The sequence below is a fragment of the Shewanella sp. Pdp11 genome (genome assembly GCF_002838165.1).
In the GTDB taxonomy this organism is placed as follows: Bacteria; Pseudomonadota; Gammaproteobacteria; order Enterobacterales; family Shewanellaceae; genus Shewanella; species Shewanella hafniensis.
The window spans coordinates 2,390,062-2,414,800 of sequence record NZ_CP015194.1 but is presented as its reverse complement, the minus strand read 5'-3'; the positions used below and the strand labels follow the sequence as shown (position 1 = coordinate 2,414,800).

Sequence of the window (24,739 nt, the reverse complement as noted above, 5' to 3'; positions counted from 1 at the left end):
ATTTAAAAGGAAAGGAAACTTGGCTTACTTTCGCCCTCTGAGGCGACGGTAAGCCAAGACGATGAGGTGCAAAGCCAATAGCCCCGTAAAAGCCGCGCAGAAAAACAGTAATGCAATCGAGTTTACATCCCTAGGCGCATCACGATAAAGCCACCACCACAACGGCCAGCCGATGGTCGATAAAGCCGTAAGCTGCCACATACAGCGTTTGCAGCGACCCATCTTTTGCCTGAAAATCGACGTATTACAGTCACTGCAACTCATAAATCCCCAGCTAAACTATGCTCACAATAATAGTGCTAATAAGAGTGTAAATAAGAGCAGGCACATTGAATATCATGCACACTCAGAAACTCATGACTAATAACACTAGAGTGACGCTTTAAGTCTTGCCATCCCTTCATTGATAGAGACAAGTGCGCGATAGCCTAAATCCCGCTTGGCGGCGCTAATATCAAAATAATGACTGCAGGATAACTGCCTTGCCACGAAGCGCGTCATCATGGGCTCTTCTTGCTTCTTTAGTAGAAAATACACAGTTTCCAGCACTGTGCCTGCCACATAGGCCACAGATTGCGGCACGCGCTTAGTGACTGGCGGTAAAGCATCGCAGGCCAAAATCAGATTGAGCATTTTTGCCATAGTAATGGGTTCATCGTTACTCAAAAAATAGGCTTTTCCCTGACACTTGGGCTTTGCTTGACACAGCTCTAGCGCGGCCAGCACATGGGCATAGGCGGCGTTGTCTATGTAGATGGTATCGACTAGCTTATCTTCGCGGCCAACCAGTTTAAGCTTACCTAAACGGCCGCGCGCCAGTACTCGAGGTACAAGATGGGGATCGCCAGGACCCCAGATTAAATGCGGCCTGAGTGCGACGGTTTTTAACGCATAGGGTGCAGTGGCTTGAGTCGTCACTTGGCTAGATACTTGAGTCACACTAGGATTTTCAAGTGGCATGTCACCCACTTGATTGGCATCAAGCATCATCTTTTCAGCGATGGCTTTAGAATGGGCATAATAATTAAGGAATCTTGTGGCATAGGGAGTAGACTCATCAATACCCGATTCATCCTGCCCAGCAAAGGTCACACTCGGGGTACTGGTATAAACTAACTTATCTATTTTTAATGTCTTACAAGCGACAATCACATTGGCTGCGCCCTTCACATTTGGGCAAAAATAGCTGTCTCTATCGCCCCAAACGCCGGCTTTAGACGCCACATGGAACACGATATCGCAGCCTTGCATCGCCTGTTGCAGTTGGTCTTTATTGACTAAATCCCCTTGCAGCATGACTACGCCCAGCGCTTCAAGTTCGGGATAGTGCCCACGGGCAAAACCTGTGACCTTAATGCCCGCGGCTAACAATCTCAAACAAATCGCTTTACCTAAAAATCCCCCAGCTCCCGTGACAAAGGCGTGTTGCACTTTAAGGGCTAGCTGCGCGAGTGCCGTTTGTTCAGCAGCATCAAATTGCGCAAGCGTCGTGCTCTTGATTGGGTTTATCGTCATTTAGGTATCAACCTTTCGTTTGTGATTGTGCCCAAACGGCTAATTTTTCTCTAAAAATCTTGGCATTATGCCGCACATCCACAGGGAAATCAGGATGGATAAGAAACCGCCTTATGCCCTGAGTCTGGATAAATTGCTCGGCGATGGCGATCAAATCTTGGTACAACTGCTGACTCTTATTGCACACCAATGACTGGTCGAGTTCGATACAGATCAAGGGCTCTATCTCGTTCGCCACTTTCACTCCAACTAAGGCAGAGCGCTTCACATTGGGATGGGTATTAAAAATGCGTTCACAGGGAATGGAATAGTAACGCTTAGCAAATATGCCATTACGGGTGGCGTCGACTCTGTGGGCCTTGCGACCGCACATCCATAGCCGACCTTGGTCATCGAGATAGCCCAAATCGCCCATGCGGTGCCTAACGGTATTGGTAGCTGAGTCCCACATTTTGGCCGCCGCAGTTGCGCGATTGCCTTGGCTATCGTGCTGACTATCGTTTTGCCTATCATGTTGGCTATTGTTTAGATAATAGGACTGACTCACCATAGGCCCCTGCACCACGATTTCGCCGATTTCACCGTTATTCAGCACTAAGGACTCATCCCACTCGGGAATAACGGCTTCACTAATACCTATGATGCGAATCGTCACGCCTTCAATAGCGCGACCAACACAGATACCACCGCCGTTATCTGTGATATCTGTGGTGGCAAATAACGCATCGCTGGCAATCATACTAATGGGCAAAGATTCGGTTGCGCCGTAGGAATTTAAAATCGGCACACCTTGGCTCAGCATCTGGCTAAATCGAGCGATGGAAGCAATGGTCGCTGGCGCGCCCGCGGAGATAACCCGCTGTACGCTGGGCAGTTTATGTTGTTTCTGTTCACCTGCGCGGCCTAAACGTTCGAGCAAGGCGGGATTCACAAAAATATTGCTGCATTGATATTTCTCAATCGCGGCAAACAGGAACTCAGGATTGGCGGTAATGGGCTTGCTGGCATCCATTTCAGGAACAATAGACGCCATACCCAGTGCGGGGCCAAAGAGTGAAAACAGTGGAAACGTCGCGAGATCGCGCTCGCCATGGCAAATGCCATAATCGTTTTTTAATGCTTGAATTTGCGCCTCAAACATACCATGGCTATACACAACGCCTTTAGGCGTGCCGGTACTGCCACTGGTGAATAAAATCGCCGCCATCTCATCAGATTTAAGCATCACCATGGGATATTCAGCATGTTGCGCTGAGGCATGTTTAGCCGAGGCGTTTAGTGAAGATGACTGTCGTGAAGAGTCGTTTTGCAGCAGAGTCGATAAACTGATCGCGCCAGTAGCGATGCGCATCAATCTTGCCGCTAAGCCTGTTTTGCCGTCATCAACATTGAGCAATGACTTAATGCTACCCTTACCCCAACCAAATAAACGTCTAGCAATATGGGCTTTGGGAATACCGATAAAGGCATCGGGAGCGGCTTCGGCAAAACATTGCTTAAGATTGTTAATCCCCATACCTGGGTCAACAAGGATAGGAATAATTCCCGCTTTAAACAGCGCAAAAGTAAGTGCAAAAAAATCCAGACTCGGCGTGACCATAAGCACGGCCTTCATGCCGTGCTCAATGCCATGGGCGTTCAGCGCAAAGGCTATCGCATCGCTTTGTCTGTCTAAATTTAGGAAGTCCAACTCGCTGTAACGCAAATTCGCCACAGAAGCGCCCTGAGCGCTTTGAACTGCTACCGCAAGATGGTGTGGAATGGCATGGGCGGCTTGCTTGAGATGACGGCAAATATTGGCGTCACAGGCCATTACTGACATAGAAGTGCCCGTTAAAAGTGACGATTCCAACGGCGTCTCTACAGCAGCCAGCAAAGGAGTCACTTCAGTTTCAAGCAAGGTCGACATTAACCTGCAGCCTGTTCGGACTGCGCCGCGGCTTGGTCGTCAGCCATAAAGCCTTTGATATGGGCAATCACTTCATCACTGGCATCTTCCAGAATGTAGTGACCACAATCGGCAAACTCATGCACGGTCGCATGGGGCATGTGCTGACGCCATTTTGCTAAAAAGTGCTTATCGAATACAAAGTCCTTGAGACCCCAACAAATCAAAGTCGGCACTTTGGCAAACTGCGGTAAACTCGCAGCGATATCAGAGACTAACTGATAGTTTCTATCGCCTTCACGCAGCGGAATATCCTGCACAAAACGCAGCGTCGAAATGCGATTAGCCCAAGAGTTAAAGGGCGCGACATAGGCTTCGCGAATGTATTTCGACATCGGCTGGCGCTTAACACCCACATAGGAAGCAATAGACGAAAAAGCATTAAAACCACGTACTAGCACTGTGCCTAACAGGGTATTACGACAGATCCACAGCGGCCAAGGGAATGGTTTAGTCTCAGGCAGATGGAAAGCGCCTGTGTTCAATATCACTAGGCGTTTAATGCGCTCAGGATAACGCGCCGCATAACCCATACCTATCATGCCGCCCCAGTCGTGTACGACTAAGGTAATGTTTTCTTTCACATTCAGGCTATCGAGCAGGGCTTCGAGATCATCGATACGGTTCTTAAGGGTATAGTCATAACCACTGTCGTCCGGCTTATCCGACAGGCCACAGCCGATATGATCCGGCACTATGCATTGGTGAGTGTCTTTTAAGGCGCTAACAAGATTGCGGTAGTAAAACGACCAGCTAGGATTACCGTGAACCATCACCACAGGCTCGCCTTGGCCCTCGTTGATATAATGTAGCTTGTTGCCATTACGGCTCAGAAAATGACGTTTAAAAGGCAACAGAGTGTCTAACATGACGCTTCCTATCTTGATTCTTTATGAGAGCGAATAACGGGTTATGTACAGCTGGCTTAGCTTATCGACTGAACTAAAGACTAAGCTATCAACTGAATCATGGACTTACTGGGTTGACTCGAATGTATGCCAGCCATCAAGCAAAGGCGTGAAAAGGTGCAATGCACCCTACCACTTAATGCCTAACATCATGCAATTCAATCCACTGCCTATGCCTAAAAAGCTCACTTGATCGCCCGCTTGTAAAAAGCCTTGATCGTGCGCCATCGCAGCGGTCACAGGTAACGACACTGTGCCCATATTGCCCAGTAGCTGATACGTTGGAAATTCTTTTTCGGGGGGAATATTGAGCGCACTCAGTACTTGCTTACGATTTGAAGCGCCTACTTGATGGCAAATCACTTTGTCCACTTGCTCAACCAGCCAATTACGCTGCTCAAGGAAATGCTCCCAAGTGTGCTTCGCCAATTCAACGCCTTCTTTAAGCAAGGTAACGGCATCGGTACGCATAAACTCGCGATACAGGTTATGCCCCACTTCCTGCAGACCCCATTGACACAACTGATGATGCTCAGGCGCCGATAAGTGCGATGCACCCAGCAATTGATGCTGACGCACATTTGTCAGCGGCAAGCTGCCATCGGTAAGGATCACCGCCACGGCACCAGAACCACCGGTTAAGGTCGCCAGTGACTGGGCAAAATTCTGCATGGTCGGATCGGCCAGCATGTTATCGATAGTGACATCGACAATATCCCGCGCCGACTCACAGGACACCACCATACCCGCCTTGATTTGACCCAACTCAATACGGTTAGCGATATCTAAAATGCCCGATAACACCCCAAGGCAAGCATTGCTGATATCGTAAATCGCAGTGTCTTTTGACACCCCCAATTCGGCAGCAATACGACACGCGGTCGCGGGTTCGTGTTGATCGCGGCACACGCCGGTATAGACAACAGCACCTAAATCGGCGACATCAATCCCAGTTTCAACCATGGCTTTACGGGCAGCTTTAATCGCACCGTCGGACAATTGATGTCCTTTTGGCCACCAGCGGCGTTCGGTAATCCCAGTCAATGCGGCAAGCTGTCCCATAGGAATACGGAACTTTTGATACAAAGGAGCAAGACGAGACTCTAGCTCACTACTGGAAACCACAACAGGCGCCAGTTCATAGGCCAGGCTATTAATAAATACGCGGGAATATTTCATGAAACTGTTTTATTCGCTCACTAGAATGACTGACCAAGAGGTCAGCTTTCAGTTGTTATTCGTCATTAATGCGACATTTGAACAAGAAAAGCCCGATGATTCAATAAAAAACCATCTTGAGTGTAAGACTTGTCTCACAGCGCAGCTTCCAAACACGACGGCCCTGAATTCACTATCACTAAACTTAAATGCGCTAATATAGAAATAATTCATAAAAAACATCACAGTACAGCATATTTTCAGACACTCAAAATTATACCGCCATTTTTTGCGCTAAAATCAGCGTGTTTCTAGGTGTGACGCTGTTTGCACAAAATTCACCCACGCAAACACCATATCCTTGTTCCTGCAAAAAACAAGCGCGATCTAAGATGAGCCACTGCTCGAGTACAGTGCGGAACAAATGCGCCACTAAATCGATACGGCGAGTTAATTGTTGTCTTTGTCGCCCTATCTCAAGCCAAGCCTCAAAATCCCTGTTTTTCGCTAAATTAACCGCCTTCGTCTGCGCCGCCCACAGGCAAAAATCCGTAAAACTGCCGCTCAACTGGCTCTGTTTTAACGAAGGTAAAGGTAAATATGCGTCGATTTGCCGACATTGACGTTGCAGTGCATCAAAGCCTAAGCGCCACGCGATTTCTTGATGGCGCAGCGCCTGTTGTTTGGGATTGGCGATCACGCTCTGCTGCAGCGGTAACTGTAAATCATGGCGGCTAAGCTTTAGGCTGCTATGCTGAGCAAGATTGGATAATGGCTTATAATGGCTCGCTTGAATTAAATGATAACAACAGGGGGAAATCGCCAATGCCTGCGTGCCCGCCTCGGCCGCCAGCGTTAACAGCCGAACATGCAAATCACCGCAGGCATGCAATGCAACCGCTTGCTGCCTTGCAGTTAAGGGATTAGTTGTTAACGGATTGGCTGCTGAGGGATGTTCAACTGTGGTTATGGATGCGTTTGTCGCAGCATGTTCTGCACCAATAGCAAAGGCATCGGCGCAAATAAAGGTCTGCGATAACTGCCACTTATCGGCAAAGGTCTGCCCTGCTTCGCACAGCTGTGCTTGCCACTCTAAGCTCAGCACATCGGCACCGCGTGCTTTAGCAATTAAGCGGCCCAAATGCCCTTTACCCGCACACCATTCCAACACAGGTAAATTAAGCTGGGGTAAATGCTGCACAAAGGCGGTAATTTGCTGCCATTTACGGCCTTTGATGTGCGCACTGAAATGCGCTTCATCGTCAAAGGACAAGCAGCCTTGCTGCGCTGCGGTGTTATCCGCAAGCGACGGTTCAGCCACGCCAGCCTTATCAGTAACCGTCTTATCGTTAAAAACCGTACCTTCGGCAATGGATGCGGTGAGCAATGACAAGTCCCAATCTTGGCCTAATGCCTTAAGATCTAGGCTTAATGCCGGTGACAGCGCCTTAACCAGCAAAGATTGCTCGGCGTCGAGTCCATCCAGCTCAGCGTCAGCCAGTGCCCACACAGCTTCAGCCAATTGCGGAAAAGCCTCTGCCCAAGGTAAAGCGTTCGCCTCAAATGCACGCACTTGCCACAGGGCAGCACTCTTTTCAAGCAACTGATTAAGCTGGCTAAATCGCTGTGAATAAGTGGATGGTTGCTGCAGATGTTCTTGGTTCACGTCATGCCCAGTGTAAAAAATACTTGTCTCACCTTAGGCCAAGGGAATGCGCCCTAAAGATGACTTTATGTGAAAAAATGTTAGTATCGCGGCCTTTAAAGACTCAACCATATCGTTAGCTTAGAAGACTCGGTTAACCAGCTTCGGTTAACTAGCCATAATGCTCCAGAGGACACCTATGCTTTCACCTTGCGTCGCACGCTGCGGTTTAAATGATGAAGACTACTGCATGGGCTGCTTTCGACATATCGATGAAATCGTCAGTTGGCGCACGAGTAGCGAAGCGCAACAGGCGGCCATTTGTCAGCAACTCCCCGCCCGTAAAGCTTTATTTGAAGGCAGTGAAAATCAGCATATTTTAAGCCGTGATAAATGGTTAGCTGCCGAGGCGCGTTTAACCGATAAGGACTAAACCCGCTCGCTAACGTCATCCTCTGCGCAACGTCATCCTGCTAATAGCCCACAAGACTATTTTTTCAGCATTGATTTCAAGTCAGCAAAAGGATTGTAGGTCGCCGCCGCTTGCTTGGTTTCTGTGGTGCTGCCGTAACGGATCAATTCTTCGAAACGAGAATGTTCGTTATCGTGGCAATACAAGCACAATAACTCCCAGTTTGAACCGTCTGATGGATTGTTATCGTGGTTATGATCGCGATGATGCACAGTCAGTTCACTTAAGTTTTTCGGGGTAAACTCGCGGGTACAACGGCCACACACCCAAGGATAAAGTTTTAACGCCTGCTCACGGTAACCGCTCTCACGCTTAGCTTTGTACTCCCGCGCATCGGCTAATACTTTATCTAACTTACTCTGGCCTGGTACTGACGACATAATGTAATCCCTAAAACAAACCCTAAAAAAATTGCCCCAAGGATAATCCGAGTTATCACTTGGGGCAATATATCCCGCACTTTACGGGCCAATGGTGCGGGATTTATCGACGTAAATGGCTCAGCCGACCTAGGTCATTGATCTCAATTTAAGTCACATGGCCTTGTTCGGCATTTGAGAGATGCAAATAGTGCAAGTATTTTTCATACTGAGTCACTACATCCGCGAGAATTTGCTCCTCGGTATACCCCATCACATCGTAATGCTGACCACCTTGCTCTAAATACACTTCGGCGCGGTAATACAAGGTATTGCCTTGTTCGATTTCAGTCCCTATCGGGTTGATGATTTCGAAACAACGGGTTCGTACCCCATATACAAAAGGCAGGTTCACCTCGTTACTGATCACTAAGCGTACTCGGCCATCTAAGTATTCAAGATCCGCCACTATGCCTTTGGTCATAAAGTGTTGACACACCTTAGATAAAGCGGGCGTTGCCACATTATTCAAGAACACTTGCGCTTCTTCATGGGTAGGATGCGAGACCAGCACGCCAATACGCTCTTCCCAGCTCATATTCGTTTTGGCGTATTGCACACTGGTATTGTGTAACTGCACACTGTTGATCTTAAGCCAGTCATTTTTCAGGGCTTTAAATAATCCCAGACACATGAATAACATCACCACGAGGAACGGCATTGCACTGGCGATAGCCGCCGTTTGCAGCGCCTGTAACCCTCCGGCTAACAACAAAACCGAGGCAACAACACCTTGCAACAGTGCCCAAAACACGCGCTGCCACACAGGGGCATTATTATCGCCACCTGACGTAAGATTATCGATCACTAAGGACCCCGAATCCGACGAAGTCACAAAGAAGGTCACGACTAAACAAATCGCAATCCCTGAGAGTAATGTCGGGAACGGCATGTGCTCGAAAAACACAAATAAGGCCACTGACACATCGGTATTGACCGCTTCAGCAAGATAGGTCGCGCCTTGATTCATGATTGAATCAATCGCCGAGTTACCAAACACTGTCATCCACAAAAAGGTCAGCGCCGATGGCACAAATAGCACACCAATTAAAAACTCACGAATGGTACGGCCGCGACTGACTCGCGCGATAAAGGTGCCGACAAAAGGTGACCAGGAAATCCACCAGCCCCAATAGAGCAAGGTCCAGCCGCCAAGCCAATCTTCCTTATGCTGATAAGCGTACAAGTTAAAGGTTTTGCTCACGAGATCACTTAAATAACCACCGGTATTCTGCACAAAGGCCTGTAATAACATGACCGTCGGGCCAAGGATCAACACTATGATTAACAATGAAATGGCCAGTATAAGGTTAAGTTCACTTAAGCGTTTGACACCTTTGTCGAGGCCAGAAAACACCGACAGGGTCGCGAGCAAGGTAATACCGATAATCAGGCACACCTGCACGACAGCATTATTGGGTAAACCTTCAAATAAATAACTCAAACCCGAGTTAACTTGTAACACGCCAAAGCCCAGTGAGGTTGCCACGCCAAACATAGTGCCGAGCACGGCAAAGGTATCGACGGCATGACCTATAGGGCCATAAATACGCTCACCGATTAAGGGATAAAGCGCACTGCGTGGCAATAGCGGTAACTTATGCCGATAGGAAAAGTAGGCCAGACTCAATGCCACTACGGCATAAATCGCCCAAGCATGCAGTCCCCAATGGAAGAAAGTAATCTTCATCGCCTCTTTGGCGGCGGCGAGACTTTCAGGCGTAGCATCAGGCGGCGCCAGATAGTGCATGACAGGTTCGGCGACCCCAAAAAACATCAGGCCAATCCCCATACCTGCCGAAAACAACATGGCAATCCAGCTTTTATAGCTATAATCCGGCACAGAATGATCTGGCCCGAGTTTGATATCGCCAAAGCGACTGACCATGACAAAGATGATAAAAATCAAGAAAAACGCCACGCTCAGAATGTAAAGCCAACCGGCTTTCACTTCTATCCATGACTGTATTGATCTAAAAACGGTGTTAGCCTCGGTGGGCCATACTGCACAAATCATCACCATCAAGATGATGAAAAAAACCGACGAATAAAATACCGGCGGATTAATACTCGACTTGATCGACATTGACTCTCCCTATTTCTAGCGGGTTCACTCTCCAAATATCTCAGCGCACCAACGGCGAGATAAAACAAAACTTATACTCAAAATATGTTTAATGCTGCGGGCTCATCTATGACCAGTATGGACTCAATCCCACAGATCAATGCAACGACTCGCTATGGCTAAACGTGACAGGATCTGAACAACGGGATTAACAACACACGACTTTGACAGCCGATGATTGATGGATAAATAGCGTGAACACCACTAAGGCAGTCAAAGCATACCTTTAGCATAAAACAAATTTATAATTAGAATATTCAGCACAAAAAATGGCGACCATATTGGTCGCCAAAAAATTATACCACAAAAATCATCAAATTTAATTTTAAACGCTAAAACGCTTCAATCCACATCCGGTTACTGAGATGGTGTTTGCGAAATGCCAGCGGTTAAATTAAAGCGCATCGCCTCTTCAAACGACCAGTCGACCATGACTAAATCGTCCCGTTTGATCAAGCTCGTCACGCCCGCCATTTGGTAACTCAATTGGAACAACACTGGCACCCAATCGCCCTCAGGCAACGCATCTAACAAAGGCTGCGGCGGCGTATCTGTCATGATAAATCCCACCACAAAACTGCCATTCGCCTGTTTCACTAACACTGTCTTTTGGCTGGTCGGCTTGCCATCTCGATTCATCAAAGAGGCGATATCACGGATACTGCCATAAACCGATTTAAACAATGGGAAACGCATCAACTGGCGCTCAAGCCAACCATAAAGCCACACAATCGGGCTGACTGAAAACAGCAGGCCCACCGCAAAAACTAATGCCACCACCAGCATAAAACCAGCGCCAACAAAGTGTTGGTTAATCCCTACCAACTCTAAAATCACAATTCCTAAACCATCTAACGATACAAACAGCGACCAAAACAGCCACAAACTCAAGGCCATAGGTAATAGATTCATCAAGCCGCGGGCTAAGGTTTTCTTCATCACTCTCTCATTCGGTCATAGGGATATAGTAGGCACAAAATATTTACGCAAAAAAACGCCACAAATGCTACCCCAGAGTCACTTTTGCACCAGCACATGATGTAAGGTATCTGACTCATATTCGTCTCAAGTATAGAGATAGCGTTCAAAATCAGAGCCCACTCTGAGCCATTCTAAGGAAAGTAAAATGCGCGTAACCCGCTTAGATCATTTGGTCTTAACCGTAAAAGACATCGCCGTCAGTGTCGAATTTTATCAAACCGTGCTCGGGATGAAGAAAGTGGTATTTGGCAATCAGCGTATTGCGTTAAGTTTTGGCGACCAAAAGATTAATCTGCACCAAGCGGGCGCCGAATTTGAACCTAAGGCCGCGGTAGCGACGCCCGGCAGTGCCGATCTGTGTTTTGTAGTCAGCCATAACATAGAAGAAGTGATCGCGCATTTAAACGCTCTTCAGATTGAAATCATTGAAGGCCCAGTGCTACGAACCGGCGCCACAGGCCGGATAAACTCTGTCTATATCCGCGACCCAGATTGTAACCTGCTTGAGCTATCAGAATATCTGCCCGCCTGCACTGGGTGAGCGAATTGGGGCAATATCAGCAGTAGTTCTGCTAGCACGCGGCGAGCAGAACTGCAGCTGACGTTATACTGGTTCACTGTTGTTTGCGATAAGACTCTCGACAGTTGAGTGGCATTTATTGTCATTACTTCCCCAGTGACTCGTCGCCCTTTAATTTAAGAAAGTATCTCTATAGGCTCAACGACGACATTAATGTCGTCGTTGGTCACTGTAACAACAATGCCAATCCTCACGACCCCTCTAGCTGTTTGTACTGGTCAGCTAAACTGCTACTGCCCCAAAGCAAGATAACTTTATCGTCAGTTGTGCAGCATAAATTGACATTGTTTCCCCAGTGACTCGCCATAAACTCGTCCCTGAGGGCTCTACTAAAACATCCATGTTTTAGAAGGCAGGGTGAGATCGCGAACAAATTTTAGCCATTCAAATGGGTAAGGCTTTTCAATTTAACGGCGTTGTGATCTGATACTCTCTTTTGTTGAGACCCTATCATGAGCCTTCTTTCCCTTACCAAGCACTTTGAACTTATTGAAGACCACCGACAGGCCGCCAAAGTGACTTATCCCTTGTTCGATGTGTTGTTCTTAACCGTGGTGGCGGTCATCGGTGGCGCTGAGGGCTGGGAAGATATTGAAGACTTTGGTCATTGTCACTTGGAATTACTGAAGAAGTATGGTGATTTCAGCAACGGTATTCCTGTTCATGACACCATCGCACGAATTATCAGCAAAGTTGATCCAGAAGCGTTGCAACAAGCGTTTATTTCATGGATGCAGGCAACCCAACAATTGACTCAAGGCCAAGTCATTGCCATTGATGGCAAAACCTTACGCGGTTCTTATAACAGAGAAGAGCGTCAGTCCGCTATTCATATGGTGAATGCTTTCTCTGTCACCCATGGTGTGGTGATGGGGCAACTTAAAACTGATGCGAAGTCTAATGAAATCACTGCTATTCCTGAGTTATTAGCCTTATTGGATATTAAAGGCGCACTGGTCACCATTGATGCTATGGGTACTCAAGCAGATATTGCGTATACCATCATAGACAGAGGTGCCGACTTCCTGTTAGCCGTCAAAGGCAATCAAAGTGTTTTGCATCAGCGGGTAAAAGAGGCCTTTGCCGCTCAGTCTGAGGAAGCAGAAAACGTCACTCAAATCGAGGCGCAACGTGGCCGAAAAGAATATCGGGAATACCAAACCATAGATGCACCCAAGGAGCTGATTGATACCAAATGGCCGACAATACAAACGTTTGGCAAAGTCATTAGCTATCGAGTACACAAAGGTAAAGGAAAGCTGCAGACACGTTACTACATCAGTTCCGCGATATTATCGGCCGAAGAGTTAGCCAGCGCAGCTCGTGGTCATTGGGCGGTTGAAAATCAGCTTCATTGGGTGTTGGATGTGACAATGAATGAGGATGCTTGCCAGATATCTCGAGGCGATGGAGCAGAAAATCTAGCAAGAATGCGGCAGGCTACCGTCAATATACTGAAAAAAGAACCGAGCAAATTAAGTCTACGGCGCAATAGACGCCTAGCCGCAATGAATTCAGCGTATTTGGACAAGATAATAAATGCTTAAAAAACATTCACGCTCTTGCCCTGTTTTAGAAGGTCACTGGTGCAACAATGCCAATCTTAACTAAGTCCTTAATTCACAAATCCGCCCAAACAGCTTTCTGCCCCGAAGTTGGTTAGGATCAAAGTTCTATTTAACAATGCTTGCCTTCGTTTTCCATACAAAAGCTAATCGATATTGCTCTTCTAAAGAGACTATTTATTACTGCCTAGATTGCATAATCTAATGAGCTTGTTTTATATACAGTTATAATACTTTTTGGCTTAATTTATATCAAACCACTAGATAAGTAAGTCTAAGGTAGTAAATATCAATTATGCGATCAAACTTAATCTATTGATATTGAAGTAAATAAATTTCTCTGGCGATTTTGCGAGCACTTTATTTTGGCTACCTCGGTTTTTTTGGTTTTGCGAATAACTTATCGCTTTACATCAACGACATAGCAAATGTAGGATTGATATTAATCAATAACTTAAGCGGCCGACTTTATTTGGCGAGCCGTTCAATAGGCTTTATGCATCAAGAGAACAATCATGTTCATCGTAAATATTGAGTATCCAGGTACTTGGCTAGAACTTCCAGATAGAGACAAGGCATTCGAAATGAAAAGTCTTATTTCATCTATGGAAACGGCCGTTACAGATATGGCTATTACACTTACCATGTTTGTAGATTGCCAACGTGCATCTAATGAGGAGCATAGCTCTGAAGCTTTTAAAGATTCATGGGAACGAGATAGGCAATTACGTATGCGTATAGAGGATGAGTACCGTAATAAATTACCAAAAGAGCATGACTTCTATAATCAACATGAATATCACCGTTTAGAAACTGAAAAACTTTATAGACAGGAAAAGCTAAAATCTGGTGAGGTGCCTAGAAGCTACAAACATCGTTTTGCATTTATTCATGCTCACAGTTACTTATCTTCAGCAGACACCTTCTCTAAGTACTTATCAGTTCTAGCAGATGAAACAGAGCTTGATCATGTAATAAAGATAAAAAAGCAGTTCAATGATACTTTTCCGTCATTAGCGAAAATACGTAATAGCGCTCAACACTCTGAAGATCGGAGTCGAGGATATGGTAAACCAGCAGACGTTCGAAAAAAGGTAAAAATGGATTTAAAACCTATCGATAACGGTTTTATTAAAGCAGAAGGTGGTGGAGTTCTAGCACTTAGCAACTTAAACGGAGATCGGCTTGGTTATACAATAGATGATGGTACTTACCAAGAATTCGAAATTAACCAAAACTCGTTAGGGCTTGTTGCTGATTTATTCCAACAACTAATTATCGGTTTTCAATGGTCTGGCCCTGTTGAAATTAGTCCACATATATAATGCATAACAAAGCAATCTTGCGGCGTTAGGCGATGGGTGCTTAAACATGGGTAGAAAAAGCAGACTGAAACGGGAGCGCCGAGAGCTAAAAGAACATGGATTGTCAGAAATCTCATCTCGAGCGATCGTTCTGTTTGATGAGCACAGCCAATCTGTATATCGATTCTTTCAGGAGGAGTGGCAAGCTGATGCGCTCGCGAGGGGTGATGTTTGGCTAAGTACCCTAGAAACTTGCAGAGCTTACGAGAATCCTGAGCAAGGCGATTCCGAGGAGGCTCACGAGACCTACAATTCAGGTCATGCAGTGGGGGGCAGTTGCGATCCGGAATTGGTCGAGGTCGCAAGAAGAAGTGGGATTCATATAGGACCAGGGTGCAGCAACATTACGATAAGCAATAATACAAGGAGGTCAGTCCTTCCCGACGCTTACGTGTTCTGTACAACCACTGAATACTCGCCTGAAAAATTGGGCGAAACTTTTGGCAGGTACTGCGTTGAAATAACCAATCCCAGACAATTCTTTATTGCCGCATCAGAGGTTCTTGAGAGCATAGTTTCGATTAGAGAAGCTGCGGCTGGGAAGGTGATTTATAAAAACAGATTCTACATCGGTATGGAGCGTCCGCCCGGGCCAATTGGATTTGTAAAGCCGCCTGACCTTTATTCGAGTCAAAAGGAGTTTAGGCTTTTGTGGGTTCCTAGGGAAGCCAATGGGTTAAATCCATTTCTCTTAAAGTGTCCAGAAGTGGGTCATTTGTGTAAAAGAATTGCCTAATCGGGTAGCCGAAGGTGTTTAACTTCCAGCTCCTACACCACACTGCATATGGCTCCGCACAGGGCGGTTCATTTAGAATGCTTAACTTAAACTTTCTGGTTAGCCTCTTGGTTTCGGGAGTGAACTGCTATCCATTCTTCTCTCAGTGAATGCAATCTAGCTTTGTTAAGATAATCATTACTAATGGTAATGCAAAACGGAGGCGGTAGAGTTTCAACTCTAAATGGTTTCTGTCCAAAAGTGTGTTGCGTATGTCTTTTAGATCTACAGGTTATGTGAATGCACGAAAGGTGAGCCATGGTGATTAGCGAGACGACCGTCCGCCCCATGGACGGGGCGGTCGAGCATCCAAGGACGGACTTGCTGCGTGTCGGTGAGTAAGTACCATAGCAAGCCTATATGCGTGGATACCAGCCAACGCCTAGCAACTAAAATGACAGTTCACTCAGCTATACTAGCCTGCAGAATTTTCCAATGCGTTTTTACCAAATCGAATTGACTCATCATTGCTATTAGTACTGTCAAATCAGTCTATAAAAGCAGTCGGCATTTATTAAGCCGCATTTAAAAGCCCTAAAAGCAAAACGCTCCACAGAGGCTGCGGAGCGTTGTATTGAGGCATTACAACAGCAGATTAATGCGTGTGTTAGCCTTTCATGTCCTTTTCCATATCTTCGTAGGAAGTATGGCGAACGTCTTTGCCTTTAACATAGTAGATGATGTATTCACAGATATTTTTACAACGGTCGCCAACACGCTCAACCGCACGCGCTGCCCACAGTACGTCTAAAACGTCTGGGATTGAGCGCGGATCTTCCATCATATAGGTCATTAACTGACGGATAATCCCTTCGTATTCGCGGTCAAGTTTGGCATCTTCTTTGTGCAGCTCTAAGGCAGTATCAGCATCCATACGTGCCAAGGCATCTAAGGTTGCATGCAACATGCGGGTCGCGTGACGGCCCATATTTTCAATGCTAACTAACAAAGGTTGCTGATTATTCAATCGTTTATCTAATGCTGCTTTTGCGATACGCACACAAGCATCACCAATACGTTCAAGATCGGCGATGGTTTTTGAGATGGCGATAATCAGGCGTAAGTCGCTGGCCGCAGGTTGACGCTTGGCGATAATGCGGGTGCACTCTTCGTCGATAGACACTTCCATGCCATTGACCTTGTGATCGCCATCGATAACCCGCTGCGCAAGTTCAGCATCAAGCGCGCTGAGCGCGTCAATGGCTTGCTCAAGCTGACGTTCAACCAAGCCACCCATAGCGAGTACGCGATTGCGGATATCATCCAGTTCAGCGGTAAACTGTCCTGAGATGTGCTTACTTAAATTCATGTTTTCCATTTAGCCAACCTTTTACTTAACTGTTTACCAAGCATGCTCAAAGCCTGCGGTTGCGGCTTTATCCGAACGCTACCGAGCTGATTAACCGTAACGTCCTGTGATGTAATCTTCGGTCTTACGTTTTTTCGGCGTGGTGAAAATCGTGTTGGTATCCGCGTATTCGACCAATTCACCCATATACATAAAGGCCGTTTGATCTGACACCCGCGCCGCCTGTTGCATGTTGTGAGTCACAATAACCACAGTGTATTTCGTCTTAAGCTCGGTGATCAGCTCTTCAATCGTCAATGTCGAAATCGGGTCGAGTGCCGATGTGGGTTCATCGAGTAACAACACTTCAGGCTCGATGGCAATGGCACGGGCAATTACCAGACGTTGTTGCTGACCGCCAGATAAACCAAAGGCATTATCGTGCAATCTGTCTTTGACTTCGTCCCAAATCGCCGCGCCGCGCAGCGAACGCTCGGCCGCTTCGTCGAGTTCACGACGGTTATTCAACCCTTGCAATCTCAAACCATAAACGACGTTTTCATAAATCGACTTAGGAAACGGATTCGGGCGCTGGAACACCATGCCCACGTTACGGCGCAGGGCCGCGACGTCGATTTTCTTGTCGTAAATATTCTGACCGTGCAGCAAAATTTCACCGTCGATATGGCAGTTATCCACCAAGTCGTTCATGCGATTAATACAGCGCAATAATGTTGACTTACCACAACCACTAGGGCCGATAAAGGCGGTCACTTGTTTTTTGGGGATCTTCATCGATACATTAAACAGCGCTTGTTTACTGCCATAGCGCAAATCTAAGTTACGGATCTCCAACGCTGTGTCAGTCTGGCTTAAGTTCGCTAAATCAAAGTTGTTGGTTTTCATTGCTGTCGAATCTATAGAAATCATATTCAGTCCTAATACTTTCAGGATAATCGCTGATTAGTGCTCAAGCGAACGATATTTTTCACGTAAATGGTTACGTACGCCAATGGCCGTCAAGTTAAGTGCCACGATCACAGACACCAGCAAGAAGGAGGTCGCATACACCAGAGGACGTGCCGCTTCAACGTTAGGGCTCTGGAAGCCCACATCATAAATATGGAAGCCTAAGTGCATGAACTTACGTTCTAAATGCACAAACGGGAAGTTAAAGTCCAGTGGTAATGTGGGTGCGAGTTTCACTACACCCACCAACATCAATGGGGCCACTTCACCGGCGGCGCGGGCGACCGCTAAAATCAAACCCGTCATGATAGCTGGGCTCGCCATTGGGATCACAATGCGCCACAGTGTCTCAGCTTTCGTGGCGCCCAGTGCCAAACTACCCTGACGCACCGCGCTCGGAATACGGCTCAAACCTTCTTCGGTTGAGACGATAACCACAGGCAAGGTTAAAATGGCTAAGGTTAATGCCGACCAAATCACCCCAGGTGAACCAAAGGTCGGTGACGGTAACGCTTCAGGGTAAAACAATTGGTCGATAGAGCCGCCCATCATGTAGACGAAGAAACCTAAACCAAACACGCCATACACAATTGATGGCACACCTGCTAAGTTAATCACCGCAATGCGGATCATCTTAGTAATAGGACCTTTCTTCGCATATTCATGCAGATACACAGCCGCGACCACACCAAATGGCGTTACAATAACGGCCATTAGCAGCACCATAAAAACGGTACCAAAAATCGCGGGGAACACGCCGCCCTCAGTGTTGGCTTCACGCGGGTCGTCACTCACAAAGCGGCCGATACCGACGAACCATTTACCTATTTTGCCAATGAAGCTTAAGTGGTTTACATAGGTCACATCCAGCACGCTATCCAGCTTAAGCTCGACTTCTTCACCGCGCATATCACGCACGATGACCGAGTCACGCGCTGCTTCATCACGTAAGGCAAATAACGCTTTTTCAAGCACTAAGTAATCTTTCTGCAGTTGTGCTCGCTTGGCCTCTAACTCAGCTTTGTTGCTATCAGTGAGTTCACCCTCTAACTCGTAACGACGCTCCTGCAAACGCAGCTTTTCAATCGCGTAGTTGATCGAGCCAATGTCTTGCTTCTGCAAATCCACCGCTTTGTCCGATAAGGCCACAGCGCGTTCGATATGCTCCATCAAGGAAGATTCAATCGCATCGTTGACTAAATCCAGACGCTTGCCGTTTTCAATCACAGCGATTGGATAACCGTAGAAGTTACCGTTTTTAGCCCGCTCAATCATGGCGACATCGCTTGGCGTAGAACGGCTCAGAATGTCAGTGCTTAATATCCAGCGGAAATCCAGCCCCACAAATTCGCGGTTACCTGTCTTCACTAAGTAACGGGTGACGAACTCGCCAGGATGCTCTTTAAACACATGGCCCGCAGCAATCAAACGCTCAGTCGGGACTTCTTCCCTATCGTAAACTTCCCCAATTAAGGTCGAACGTACCCCAGTGTTATCTTCGAGTTCCCACTGGTAAACCGTTGCTGGCCAAAAGTAACTTAAGCCACGCCAAGCGATTAACAGTAATAAGCCTAAGACGGCAATCAAACTGATGCTCACCGCACCGCCCGTCATCCATATCCATGGCGAGCCTGATTTTACCCACTTACCCATTGCACAAACCTCTCAAGGTCACTGGCGAAATTGTATTTAGTGTCATTGTCTTATCCCCGTTACAGCGAGCTATAGCGTTCACGTAGACGCTGTCTCACCACTTCTGCAATGGTGTTAAAGAAGAATGTAAAGATGAATAGTACGAACGCCGCGAGGAAGAGCACGCGGTAATGCGAACTACCAATTGCCGACTCAGGCATTTCAACCGCAATGTTTGCTGCCAAGGTTCGCATCCCTTCAAACACGCTCCATTCCATAATCGCAGTGTTACCTGTGGCCATCAGTACTATCATGGTCTCGCCCACAGCGCGGCCTAGCCCCATCATGATGGCCGAGAAAATACCTGGACTTGCGGTTAACAACACCACGCGTGTCAGTGTCTGCCAAGGCGTCGCACCTAAGGCTAAACTGCCGTTCGATAAATGACGTGGCACAGAGAAAATGGCATCTTCAGCGATGGAGAAAATCGTTGGAATAACCGCAAAGCCCATGGCGATACCGACTACCAGCGCGTTACGTTGGTCGAAGGTAATGCCCAGTTCATTAGTGATAAATTGACGGGTATTACCATCAAACAGCGCCACTTCGATGATAGGGCTGATGGCAAAAGAGAACCAACCCACGAAACAGACCACAGGGATCAACATCAGCTCTTGGTACACTTCGGGTAAACGTTGTTTCCAAGCTGCAGGTAACTGACTCCAGCCATAGGCCGATGCGAGAATAGAGGTTGGCAAGAGGATCAATAAGATCAGGATGCCGGGAAGATGTTCTTCGATCAGCGGCGCTAACCACAGACCCGCCAAGAAACCTAAGATAACCGTCGGTAAGGCTTCCATGATTTCGATGGTCGGTTTAACGAAACCGCGCACCTTAGGCGACATAAAGTAAGCAGTGTAAATCGCACCGGCAATGGCTAAAGGCACGGCAAACAACATGGCATAGAATGCCGCTTTCATCGTACCGTAGGCCAATGGCATTAAGCTCAGCTTAGCTTCGAAATCGTCAGAACCCGAGGTTGATTGCCACACGTATTTAGGCTCTGGATAACCTTCGTACCACACCTTGTCCCACATAGCGCTCCATGACACTTCTGGGTGAGAGTTTTCCACACTGAAGATATGCAGCTTTTTATCCGCTTCAACGACTATGCCGTTTGAGCGGGGGGTAAAGCCCATTTTACCTGGGTTTTTAAGGTCGAATTTTTCGTCAAACAGTTCACGATGACTCGTGGTGTAGAGCAATGTCAGCTCGCCCTCTGGGCTCACAGTTGCAAAACTCTTACGGTAGAATTCAGAGGTAAGTGACTCAATAGGCGGTAAGTCATCAAACTGGCGAATTTCCTGATATAAACGCCCTTTTGGACCACTAACTTGGAAGTACTGAGCCACAATACCTGTGTCATAGCTGACCAGTAATGAACTCGCGCCCGCCAGCAAAGCCACATTATTCACTTGGGCTTTAGCCCGTTCAACATCAATCACCTGCAGCAAATCTAGGCTGTCAATATCACGGATGTCATACACGAAGATTTTATTGCCGGTTTGCAACATCAATTGACGTTGGTCTGGCGTCATCAGCTCATGGGAGACTTTCTTCGGCGCATCTTGAATTTGTGAGGTAGTAGAAACCCACTCCACTTCTTCAGTCATCATGTTCTCTTGCCCTTCGAGGCGAGTCAGACGCCAAATGCCGTTCTCATCTTGATAGGCAAAACTCATTTTGTCTGAACTATAGCTGAAGGTCAGTTTATTAATCGCCCCACCCGTTTCATTAATGGTGATCGGGGTTTCGCCTGCGGGATAACGCAGTTTAGGCGTGATTAAACGCTTGTTGTTTGGGTAACTCAAACCAAACTCTAGGCCAGCCACGAGCACCTGACCATTACTTAATCCCAGCGCAAAACGCTGTTCGCTCGGCACGGCAACGGCGGCACTGGTCACAGTCACGCCCGCTGGTAATGGCGGTGTAAAGCTAGAAAGTAAGTTACCGTCGGCAACGGTATAAAAGTCCACTTGGCCATCAACAGCCACACGGTACATCACCTCATTTTGCTCTTCAGCGCCCACCATTAATGTCGGAACATCCGCGTGTTGATAGCTCACCGTCTTCACAGGTGTGACATCAGCACTATCGAAAATAGGTTTGATCACATACAACAGATAAAAGAAGATCAACAATAAGGCGACAAACACCATAGTGCCGCCGATAGTGACGCCGATTTGCGCCGCTTTATCCTTAAATGCCCTGCGATTCGAGCGTCCGCCTTTAAGCATACTGTGCGATGCAGAACCAGGTTGAGTGACCTGACTTTCCATTAAGAACCTCTATTATTAATAGCCAGCGAGTTTTTTCGCTAGGATTTGCCGAGTGCTATGCTTACACTGTTTGAACGTAAACTGAGCAATAACAACATCCTTTATTCTAAGTGCGTTGGATTATATGACGCAAAGATGACAGTTGTGTTACACCCCGTTTTAAAACAGGTGCCTTTTACAAAAAATAGGAGTCAGTCACTATGCTACGATATTTAATCACACTACAAGCACCTGATAGAAAAGGATTAGTAGAACAAATCGCCCATGCAGTGAGCCGCCACGGCGGTAACTGGCTCGACTCAGAATTGCGCCATATCGACGGTATCTTTGCCGCTATTCTGCTGCTCGAAGTGCCTGCCTTGCGTATGGACGAACTCATTGAGGCGCTGGAGTGCATCGATAGCCTCACCCTCACCTACGCCAAAACCTCGGTCGCCCTTAAGCCCATCAAACGTTTAAGCTACAGCCTAGTGGCCTACGACAGACCCGGACTCGTGCTCGATATCTCAAATAAAATCAATGCCCTTGGCATCAATATCGAGCAGTTTAGTAGCCAATATGAAACCGCTGGCCACACAGGTATCGCCCTGTTTCGGGCGACTATCGGCCTTGGACTCACAGATCTCGCCCAAGAAGATCAACTGGTAACATCCCTCTATGCCCTAGGTGATGATCTCGTGCTCGATAGATTAAGCCGTTAACCTTTACGACGAGCGAAACTTAGCACGCCAACACGTTTAGAGCGTGCATTTGCCATAGCACTTTCAAACAGCACTTAAATGGCACTTAAGAACGGTTTTTAAAATGCTAAAAATACAAACGCCGCTAAGCAGATGCCAGCGGCGTTTTTGTTTAACTCACTTTTTGATGCCGAGATTTGACTAAGTAACGCAGTGGCACTTGGGAGATCAACATCCCCAGCAACATCAAGCCACAGCCGAATAATGCCCGTACACTCAAACTCTCATCGAGGAAGATAATACCGCCAATGGCCGCAAATACGGTTTCTAAACTGAGGATAATCGCCGCATGGGCAGGATGCGCATTTTTCTGCGCCAACACTTGCAAGGTATAAGCAATCCCTACCGAAATCAGCCCAGCATAGAAAAGTGAACCCCAAGCTGCCAACACGCCATCGAGCGTGGTGACTTCAATCACCGCCGACACCATCAAACTCAGCACGCCGCAGACAAAAAACTGCATCATGGCTAACACCACGGGCGAAATCCGCTTGGCAAAATGATCCACCGCCAAAATGTGCAATGCCCAAAACAAGGCGCCCACCAACTGCAAGGCATCGCCATAACCTATGCTCATGCCATCTTTAACGCTTAAAAAATACAAACCGACCGCGGCAATCGCGCAGCCAAGCCAAGTATTCAAGCCGGTCGTATGTTTTAGCGCTAACCCAAGCACAGGCACTAACACTATATATAGGCCAGTGATAAAACCCGCGTTCGCTGCCGTGGTGTATTGCAAACCGACCTGCTGAAATGACGCGCCCGCAAACAGTAAAACCCCGACCAGCAAACTGCCGCGCACTAAATCCTTTGGCGCACTCACATGCAGCTTATTTTGCCGACGCAAGTACCACACCAAAGGCACTAAACTAAACGTCCCCATTAAAAAGCGAATACCATTAAACGCAAAGGGGGAAAGATGTTCCATGCCTAAGGTTTGGGCAACAAATCCAAAGCCCCAAATCGCGGCGGCAAGCAGTAATAACAGGTTGGCAGGCAAGATAAATTCTCGACGAACAAAAAGATCACAAGATTACCTAGCGGCGTGAGACTTGTCCAAACATGTTGCAACTTTGTAGTCAACCCCTCTCTTGGAGCGGTTACTTTTTCGCTTGCGACTGCAAGTGTTTAGCTTGACTGAGGATCTCATTTAAAAACACGGAATCCGTTTGTTTTGCCAGTAACACGGCTTTATCGGAGGCTTTAATCGCCTGCTCAAGCTGCCCATCCAGATCATAGGCGGTCGCTAAACTGTCCCAAAGCACCTCTGAATTGGGGAACATGCGCGTCCCTTCTTCAAGAATTTCAACGCCCCAAGCCGTTTTTTGTTCATAAGTGGCTTTGAGTCCATAAACATTATATTGCTGAGCAAAGAGTGGAAATTCATAGCCAAACTCAGCGCTCTTTTGTCGATAGAAGTGTTTTATGTCCTTGAGTGGCATAACGGCAATTTCAGGCACAGCATTCCAACCGGCAAAAAGGGTCTTTAACGCCTCAATATTGCCAACAAGCGGCGTACTGTCGTGGGTTTCATCGGGGAAGTGTTTGTAAAACCAATGCAGTTGCTTTGATGCGTTACCCGTGCCCGATGGGTTTGGGCCTAAGCTGTCTTGCAACTGCTTAATTTGCGCCGCAAACGCGCTCGCCATTTCATTGGGTTCACTTGCCATACTCAAAAACCAGCGCAGTGGTTTTGCACGCTTAGCGTGTAATAACTCGGCCGACTTAAGCACTAGCCAATCACTGTCCCACCATAAACTGGGACTGATTGAAATCACCGCATCAAATTGGCTATTAGGCGTCAAGGCCACATAACTCGTAAACAGCCCAGCTAAGGAATGGCCCGTAAGTATTTGATAATCCGAGGTGCGGTATTTTTTGCCTAATTCGCTGAGTAGCTCTTGCTCTAAAAATTGCCTGAACCGTTCAGCATCACCGGAGCTGTCTTTAAATTTAGCGATTTGAGTCGGCGTGAAATACTTCATCCGTTGATTCGAACTCACGCCAACGGTGATCATTTCCGGAATGATGGCATAAGTACTTAAAAAACCGACATTCGCCGCCACATGCTCAAATTGGGTCGAGCCATCTAATACGATTAATACCGGATAGTTAAAATCGTTGGAATGCGCATAGGTATCTGGCAAATGGATTTGTAAGTTGATGTCATCATTCAAGATTTCTGAATGAATTACCGTCTTATCCGTCTGTGCGAAGACAGCCGTTGAAAAGAAAAACATCAGCACTAAAACCAACCGCATAAGTACACCTCCATTTGTAATGCTAGGTAACTTACTGGTTTTCATCATAAGACTC

21 protein-coding genes are annotated in these 24,739 nt (G+C 47.0%); 6 read left to right on the top strand and 15 right to left on the bottom strand.

The annotated features are described in order from the left end of the window. Positions 1–24: 24 nt before the first annotated feature. From AYJ58_RS10670 to AYJ58_RS10640, 6 genes are all read right to left on the bottom strand, one after another. Entirely contained in the window at positions 25–264 is a 240-nt protein-coding gene (locus tag AYJ58_RS10670) for a DUF3624 domain-containing protein (protein ID WP_106650105.1), read from the bottom strand. A gap of 105 nt (positions 265–369) precedes the next feature. Further along, positions 370–1,515 (bottom strand): 2-alkyl-3-oxoalkanoate reductase, encoded by a 1,146-nt coding sequence (gene oleD / locus AYJ58_RS10665; RefSeq protein WP_106650104.1) that lies wholly within the window; start codon positions 1,513–1,515, stop codon positions 370–372. A gap of 7 nt (positions 1,516–1,522) precedes the next feature. Beyond that, on the bottom strand, positions 1,523–3,424 hold the full coding sequence (gene oleC / locus AYJ58_RS10660; protein WP_106650103.1) for an olefin beta-lactone synthetase: 1,902 nt from the start codon (positions 3,422–3,424) through the stop codon (positions 1,523–1,525). Then, a complete protein-coding gene (locus AYJ58_RS10655) occupies positions 3,424–4,332 on the bottom strand; it encodes an alpha/beta fold hydrolase (protein ID WP_106650102.1) in 909 nt (302 codons plus the stop codon). Before AYJ58_RS10655 ends, oleC begins: the two co-directional genes overlap by 1 nt. Before the next feature lie 168 nt (positions 4,333–4,500). Next, positions 4,501–5,550: a 3-oxoacyl-ACP synthase III gene (locus tag AYJ58_RS10650; protein WP_028760522.1), complete on the bottom strand. Its 1,050-nt coding sequence runs from the start codon at positions 5,548–5,550 to the stop codon at positions 4,501–4,503. A 253-nt stretch (positions 5,551–5,803) separates the two neighbouring features. Continuing rightward, on the bottom strand, positions 5,804–7,195 hold the full coding sequence (locus AYJ58_RS10640) for a methyltransferase (protein ID WP_106650100.1): 1,392 nt from the start codon (positions 7,193–7,195) through the stop codon (positions 5,804–5,806). Positions 7,196–7,373: 178 nt separating this feature from the next. Here AYJ58_RS10640 and AYJ58_RS10635 point away from each other — a divergent pair, with 178 nt between their 5' ends. Continuing rightward, complete coding sequence (locus AYJ58_RS10635; protein ID WP_006085323.1) at positions 7,374–7,607, top strand: DUF1289 domain-containing protein; 234 nt, start codon at positions 7,374–7,376, stop codon at positions 7,605–7,607. Positions 7,608–7,663: 56 nt separating this feature from the next. Here AYJ58_RS10635 and AYJ58_RS10630 read toward each other — a convergent pair whose 3' ends face one another. From AYJ58_RS10630 to AYJ58_RS10620, 3 genes are all read right to left on the bottom strand, one after another. Further along, positions 7,664–8,026, bottom strand: a complete 363-nt coding sequence (locus tag AYJ58_RS10630) for a YajD family HNH nuclease (protein ID WP_028760525.1) — start codon at positions 8,024–8,026, stop codon at positions 7,664–7,666. A gap of 148 nt (positions 8,027–8,174) precedes the next feature. Continuing rightward, positions 8,175–10,151 (bottom strand): BCCT family transporter, encoded by a 1,977-nt coding sequence (locus tag AYJ58_RS10625; protein WP_106650099.1) that lies wholly within the window; start codon positions 10,149–10,151, stop codon positions 8,175–8,177. A 396-nt stretch (positions 10,152–10,547) separates the two neighbouring features. Further along, positions 10,548–11,129, bottom strand: a complete 582-nt coding sequence (locus AYJ58_RS10620; protein ID WP_106650098.1) for a DUF502 domain-containing protein — start codon at positions 11,127–11,129, stop codon at positions 10,548–10,550. Positions 11,130–11,316: 187 nt separating this feature from the next. On the opposite strand from AYJ58_RS10620, the gene AYJ58_RS10615 reads away from it, so the two are divergent. The 4 genes from AYJ58_RS10615 (at position 11,317) to AYJ58_RS10600 (ending at position 15,416) form a co-directional block, all read left to right on the top strand. Continuing rightward, positions 11,317–11,712, top strand: a complete 396-nt coding sequence (locus tag AYJ58_RS10615; protein ID WP_106650097.1) for a VOC family protein — start codon at positions 11,317–11,319, stop codon at positions 11,710–11,712. A gap of 491 nt (positions 11,713–12,203) precedes the next feature. Continuing rightward, on the top strand, positions 12,204–13,298 hold the full coding sequence (locus AYJ58_RS10610) for an ISAs1 family transposase (protein WP_106650096.1): 1,095 nt from the start codon (positions 12,204–12,206) through the stop codon (positions 13,296–13,298). Between the two features lie 533 nt (positions 13,299–13,831). Beyond that, positions 13,832–14,641, top strand: coding sequence for a hypothetical protein (locus tag AYJ58_RS10605; RefSeq protein WP_106650095.1), 810 nt, complete (start codon positions 13,832–13,834; stop codon positions 14,639–14,641). A gap of 46 nt (positions 14,642–14,687) precedes the next feature. Then, complete coding sequence (locus AYJ58_RS10600) at positions 14,688–15,416, top strand: hypothetical protein (protein WP_106650094.1); 729 nt, start codon at positions 14,688–14,690, stop codon at positions 15,414–15,416. A gap of 646 nt (positions 15,417–16,062) precedes the next feature. Here the strand turns inward: AYJ58_RS10600 and phoU are convergent. The 4 genes from phoU to AYJ58_RS10580 all read right to left on the bottom strand — a co-directional run bounded on the left by phoU (position 16,063) and on the right by AYJ58_RS10580 (position 21,683). Further along, the gene (gene phoU, locus AYJ58_RS10595; protein ID WP_106650093.1) at positions 16,063–16,773 is read right to left on the bottom strand and encodes a phosphate signaling complex protein PhoU; all 711 of its coding nucleotides are present in this window, start codon (positions 16,771–16,773) and stop codon (positions 16,063–16,065) included. 81 nt (positions 16,774–16,854) lie between these two features. Further along, a complete protein-coding gene (gene pstB, locus AYJ58_RS10590; protein WP_106650092.1) occupies positions 16,855–17,673 on the bottom strand; it encodes a phosphate ABC transporter ATP-binding protein PstB in 819 nt (272 codons plus the stop codon). A 33-nt stretch (positions 17,674–17,706) separates the two neighbouring features. After that, positions 17,707–19,365: a phosphate ABC transporter permease PstA gene (gene pstA, locus AYJ58_RS10585; RefSeq protein ID WP_106650091.1), complete on the bottom strand. Its 1,659-nt coding sequence runs from the start codon at positions 19,363–19,365 to the stop codon at positions 17,707–17,709. Between the two features lie 59 nt (positions 19,366–19,424). Further along, positions 19,425–21,683, bottom strand: a complete 2,259-nt coding sequence (locus AYJ58_RS10580; protein WP_106650090.1) for an ABC transporter permease subunit — start codon at positions 21,681–21,683, stop codon at positions 19,425–19,427. A gap of 200 nt (positions 21,684–21,883) precedes the next feature. Between AYJ58_RS10580 and AYJ58_RS10575 the strand changes: the two genes are divergently transcribed. Further along, the gene (locus tag AYJ58_RS10575) at positions 21,884–22,384 is read left to right on the top strand and encodes a glycine cleavage system protein R (RefSeq protein WP_106650089.1); all 501 of its coding nucleotides are present in this window, start codon (positions 21,884–21,886) and stop codon (positions 22,382–22,384) included. A 151-nt stretch (positions 22,385–22,535) separates the two neighbouring features. On the opposite strand, the gene AYJ58_RS10570 is transcribed toward AYJ58_RS10575, so the two are convergent. Both AYJ58_RS10570 and AYJ58_RS10565 read right to left on the bottom strand, forming a co-directional pair. Further along, a complete protein-coding gene (locus AYJ58_RS10570; RefSeq protein ID WP_106650088.1) occupies positions 22,536–23,423 on the bottom strand; it encodes a DMT family transporter in 888 nt (295 codons plus the stop codon). Positions 23,424–23,523: 100 nt separating this feature from the next. Beyond that, a complete protein-coding gene (locus AYJ58_RS10565) occupies positions 23,524–24,684 on the bottom strand; it encodes an alpha/beta hydrolase-fold protein (protein WP_106650087.1) in 1,161 nt (386 codons plus the stop codon). Between the last annotated feature and the right edge of the window lie 55 nt (positions 24,685–24,739).

What these genes read in the sequence shown, in the direction of transcription:
- AYJ58_RS10670 (WP_106650105.1), bottom strand. Translation starts at nt 264, where the DNA reads ATGAGTTGCAGTGACTGTAATACGTCGATTTTCAGGCAAAAGATGGGT.
- oleD (WP_106650104.1), bottom strand. Translation starts at nt 1,515, where the DNA reads ATGACGATAAACCCAATCAAGAGCACGACGCTTGCGCAATTTGATGCT.
- oleC (WP_106650103.1), bottom strand. Translation starts at nt 3,424, where the DNA reads ATGTCGACCTTGCTTGAAACTGAAGTGACTCCTTTGCTGGCTGCTGTA.
- AYJ58_RS10655 (WP_106650102.1), bottom strand. Translation starts at nt 4,332, where the DNA reads ATGTTAGACACTCTGTTGCCTTTTAAACGTCATTTTCTGAGCCGTAAT.
- AYJ58_RS10650 (WP_028760522.1), bottom strand. Translation starts at nt 5,550, where the DNA reads ATGAAATATTCCCGCGTATTTATTAATAGCCTGGCCTATGAACTGGCG.
- AYJ58_RS10635 (WP_006085323.1), top strand. Translation starts at nt 7,374, where the DNA reads ATGCTTTCACCTTGCGTCGCACGCTGCGGTTTAAATGATGAAGACTAC.
- AYJ58_RS10630 (WP_028760525.1), bottom strand. Translation starts at nt 8,026, where the DNA reads ATGTCGTCAGTACCAGGCCAGAGTAAGTTAGATAAAGTATTAGCCGAT.
- AYJ58_RS10625 (WP_106650099.1), bottom strand. Translation starts at nt 10,151, where the DNA reads ATGTCGATCAAGTCGAGTATTAATCCGCCGGTATTTTATTCGTCGGTT.
- AYJ58_RS10620 (WP_106650098.1), bottom strand. Translation starts at nt 11,129, where the DNA reads ATGAAGAAAACCTTAGCCCGCGGCTTGATGAATCTATTACCTATGGCC.
- AYJ58_RS10615 (WP_106650097.1), top strand. Translation starts at nt 11,317, where the DNA reads ATGCGCGTAACCCGCTTAGATCATTTGGTCTTAACCGTAAAAGACATC.
- AYJ58_RS10610 (WP_106650096.1), top strand. Translation starts at nt 12,204, where the DNA reads ATGAGCCTTCTTTCCCTTACCAAGCACTTTGAACTTATTGAAGACCAC.
- AYJ58_RS10605 (WP_106650095.1), top strand. Translation starts at nt 13,832, where the DNA reads ATGTTCATCGTAAATATTGAGTATCCAGGTACTTGGCTAGAACTTCCA.
- AYJ58_RS10600 (WP_106650094.1), top strand. Translation starts at nt 14,688, where the DNA reads ATGGGTAGAAAAAGCAGACTGAAACGGGAGCGCCGAGAGCTAAAAGAA.
- phoU (WP_106650093.1), bottom strand. Translation starts at nt 16,773, where the DNA reads ATGGAAAACATGAATTTAAGTAAGCACATCTCAGGACAGTTTACCGCT.
- pstB (WP_106650092.1), bottom strand. Translation starts at nt 17,673, where the DNA reads ATGATTTCTATAGATTCGACAGCAATGAAAACCAACAACTTTGATTTA.
- pstA (WP_106650091.1), bottom strand. Translation starts at nt 19,365, where the DNA reads ATGGGTAAGTGGGTAAAATCAGGCTCGCCATGGATATGGATGACGGGC.
- AYJ58_RS10580 (WP_106650090.1), bottom strand. Translation starts at nt 21,683, where the DNA reads ATGGAAAGTCAGGTCACTCAACCTGGTTCTGCATCGCACAGTATGCTT.
- AYJ58_RS10575 (WP_106650089.1), top strand. Translation starts at nt 21,884, where the DNA reads ATGCTACGATATTTAATCACACTACAAGCACCTGATAGAAAAGGATTA.
- AYJ58_RS10565 (WP_106650087.1), bottom strand. Translation starts at nt 24,684, where the DNA reads ATGCGGTTGGTTTTAGTGCTGATGTTTTTCTTTTCAACGGCTGTCTTC.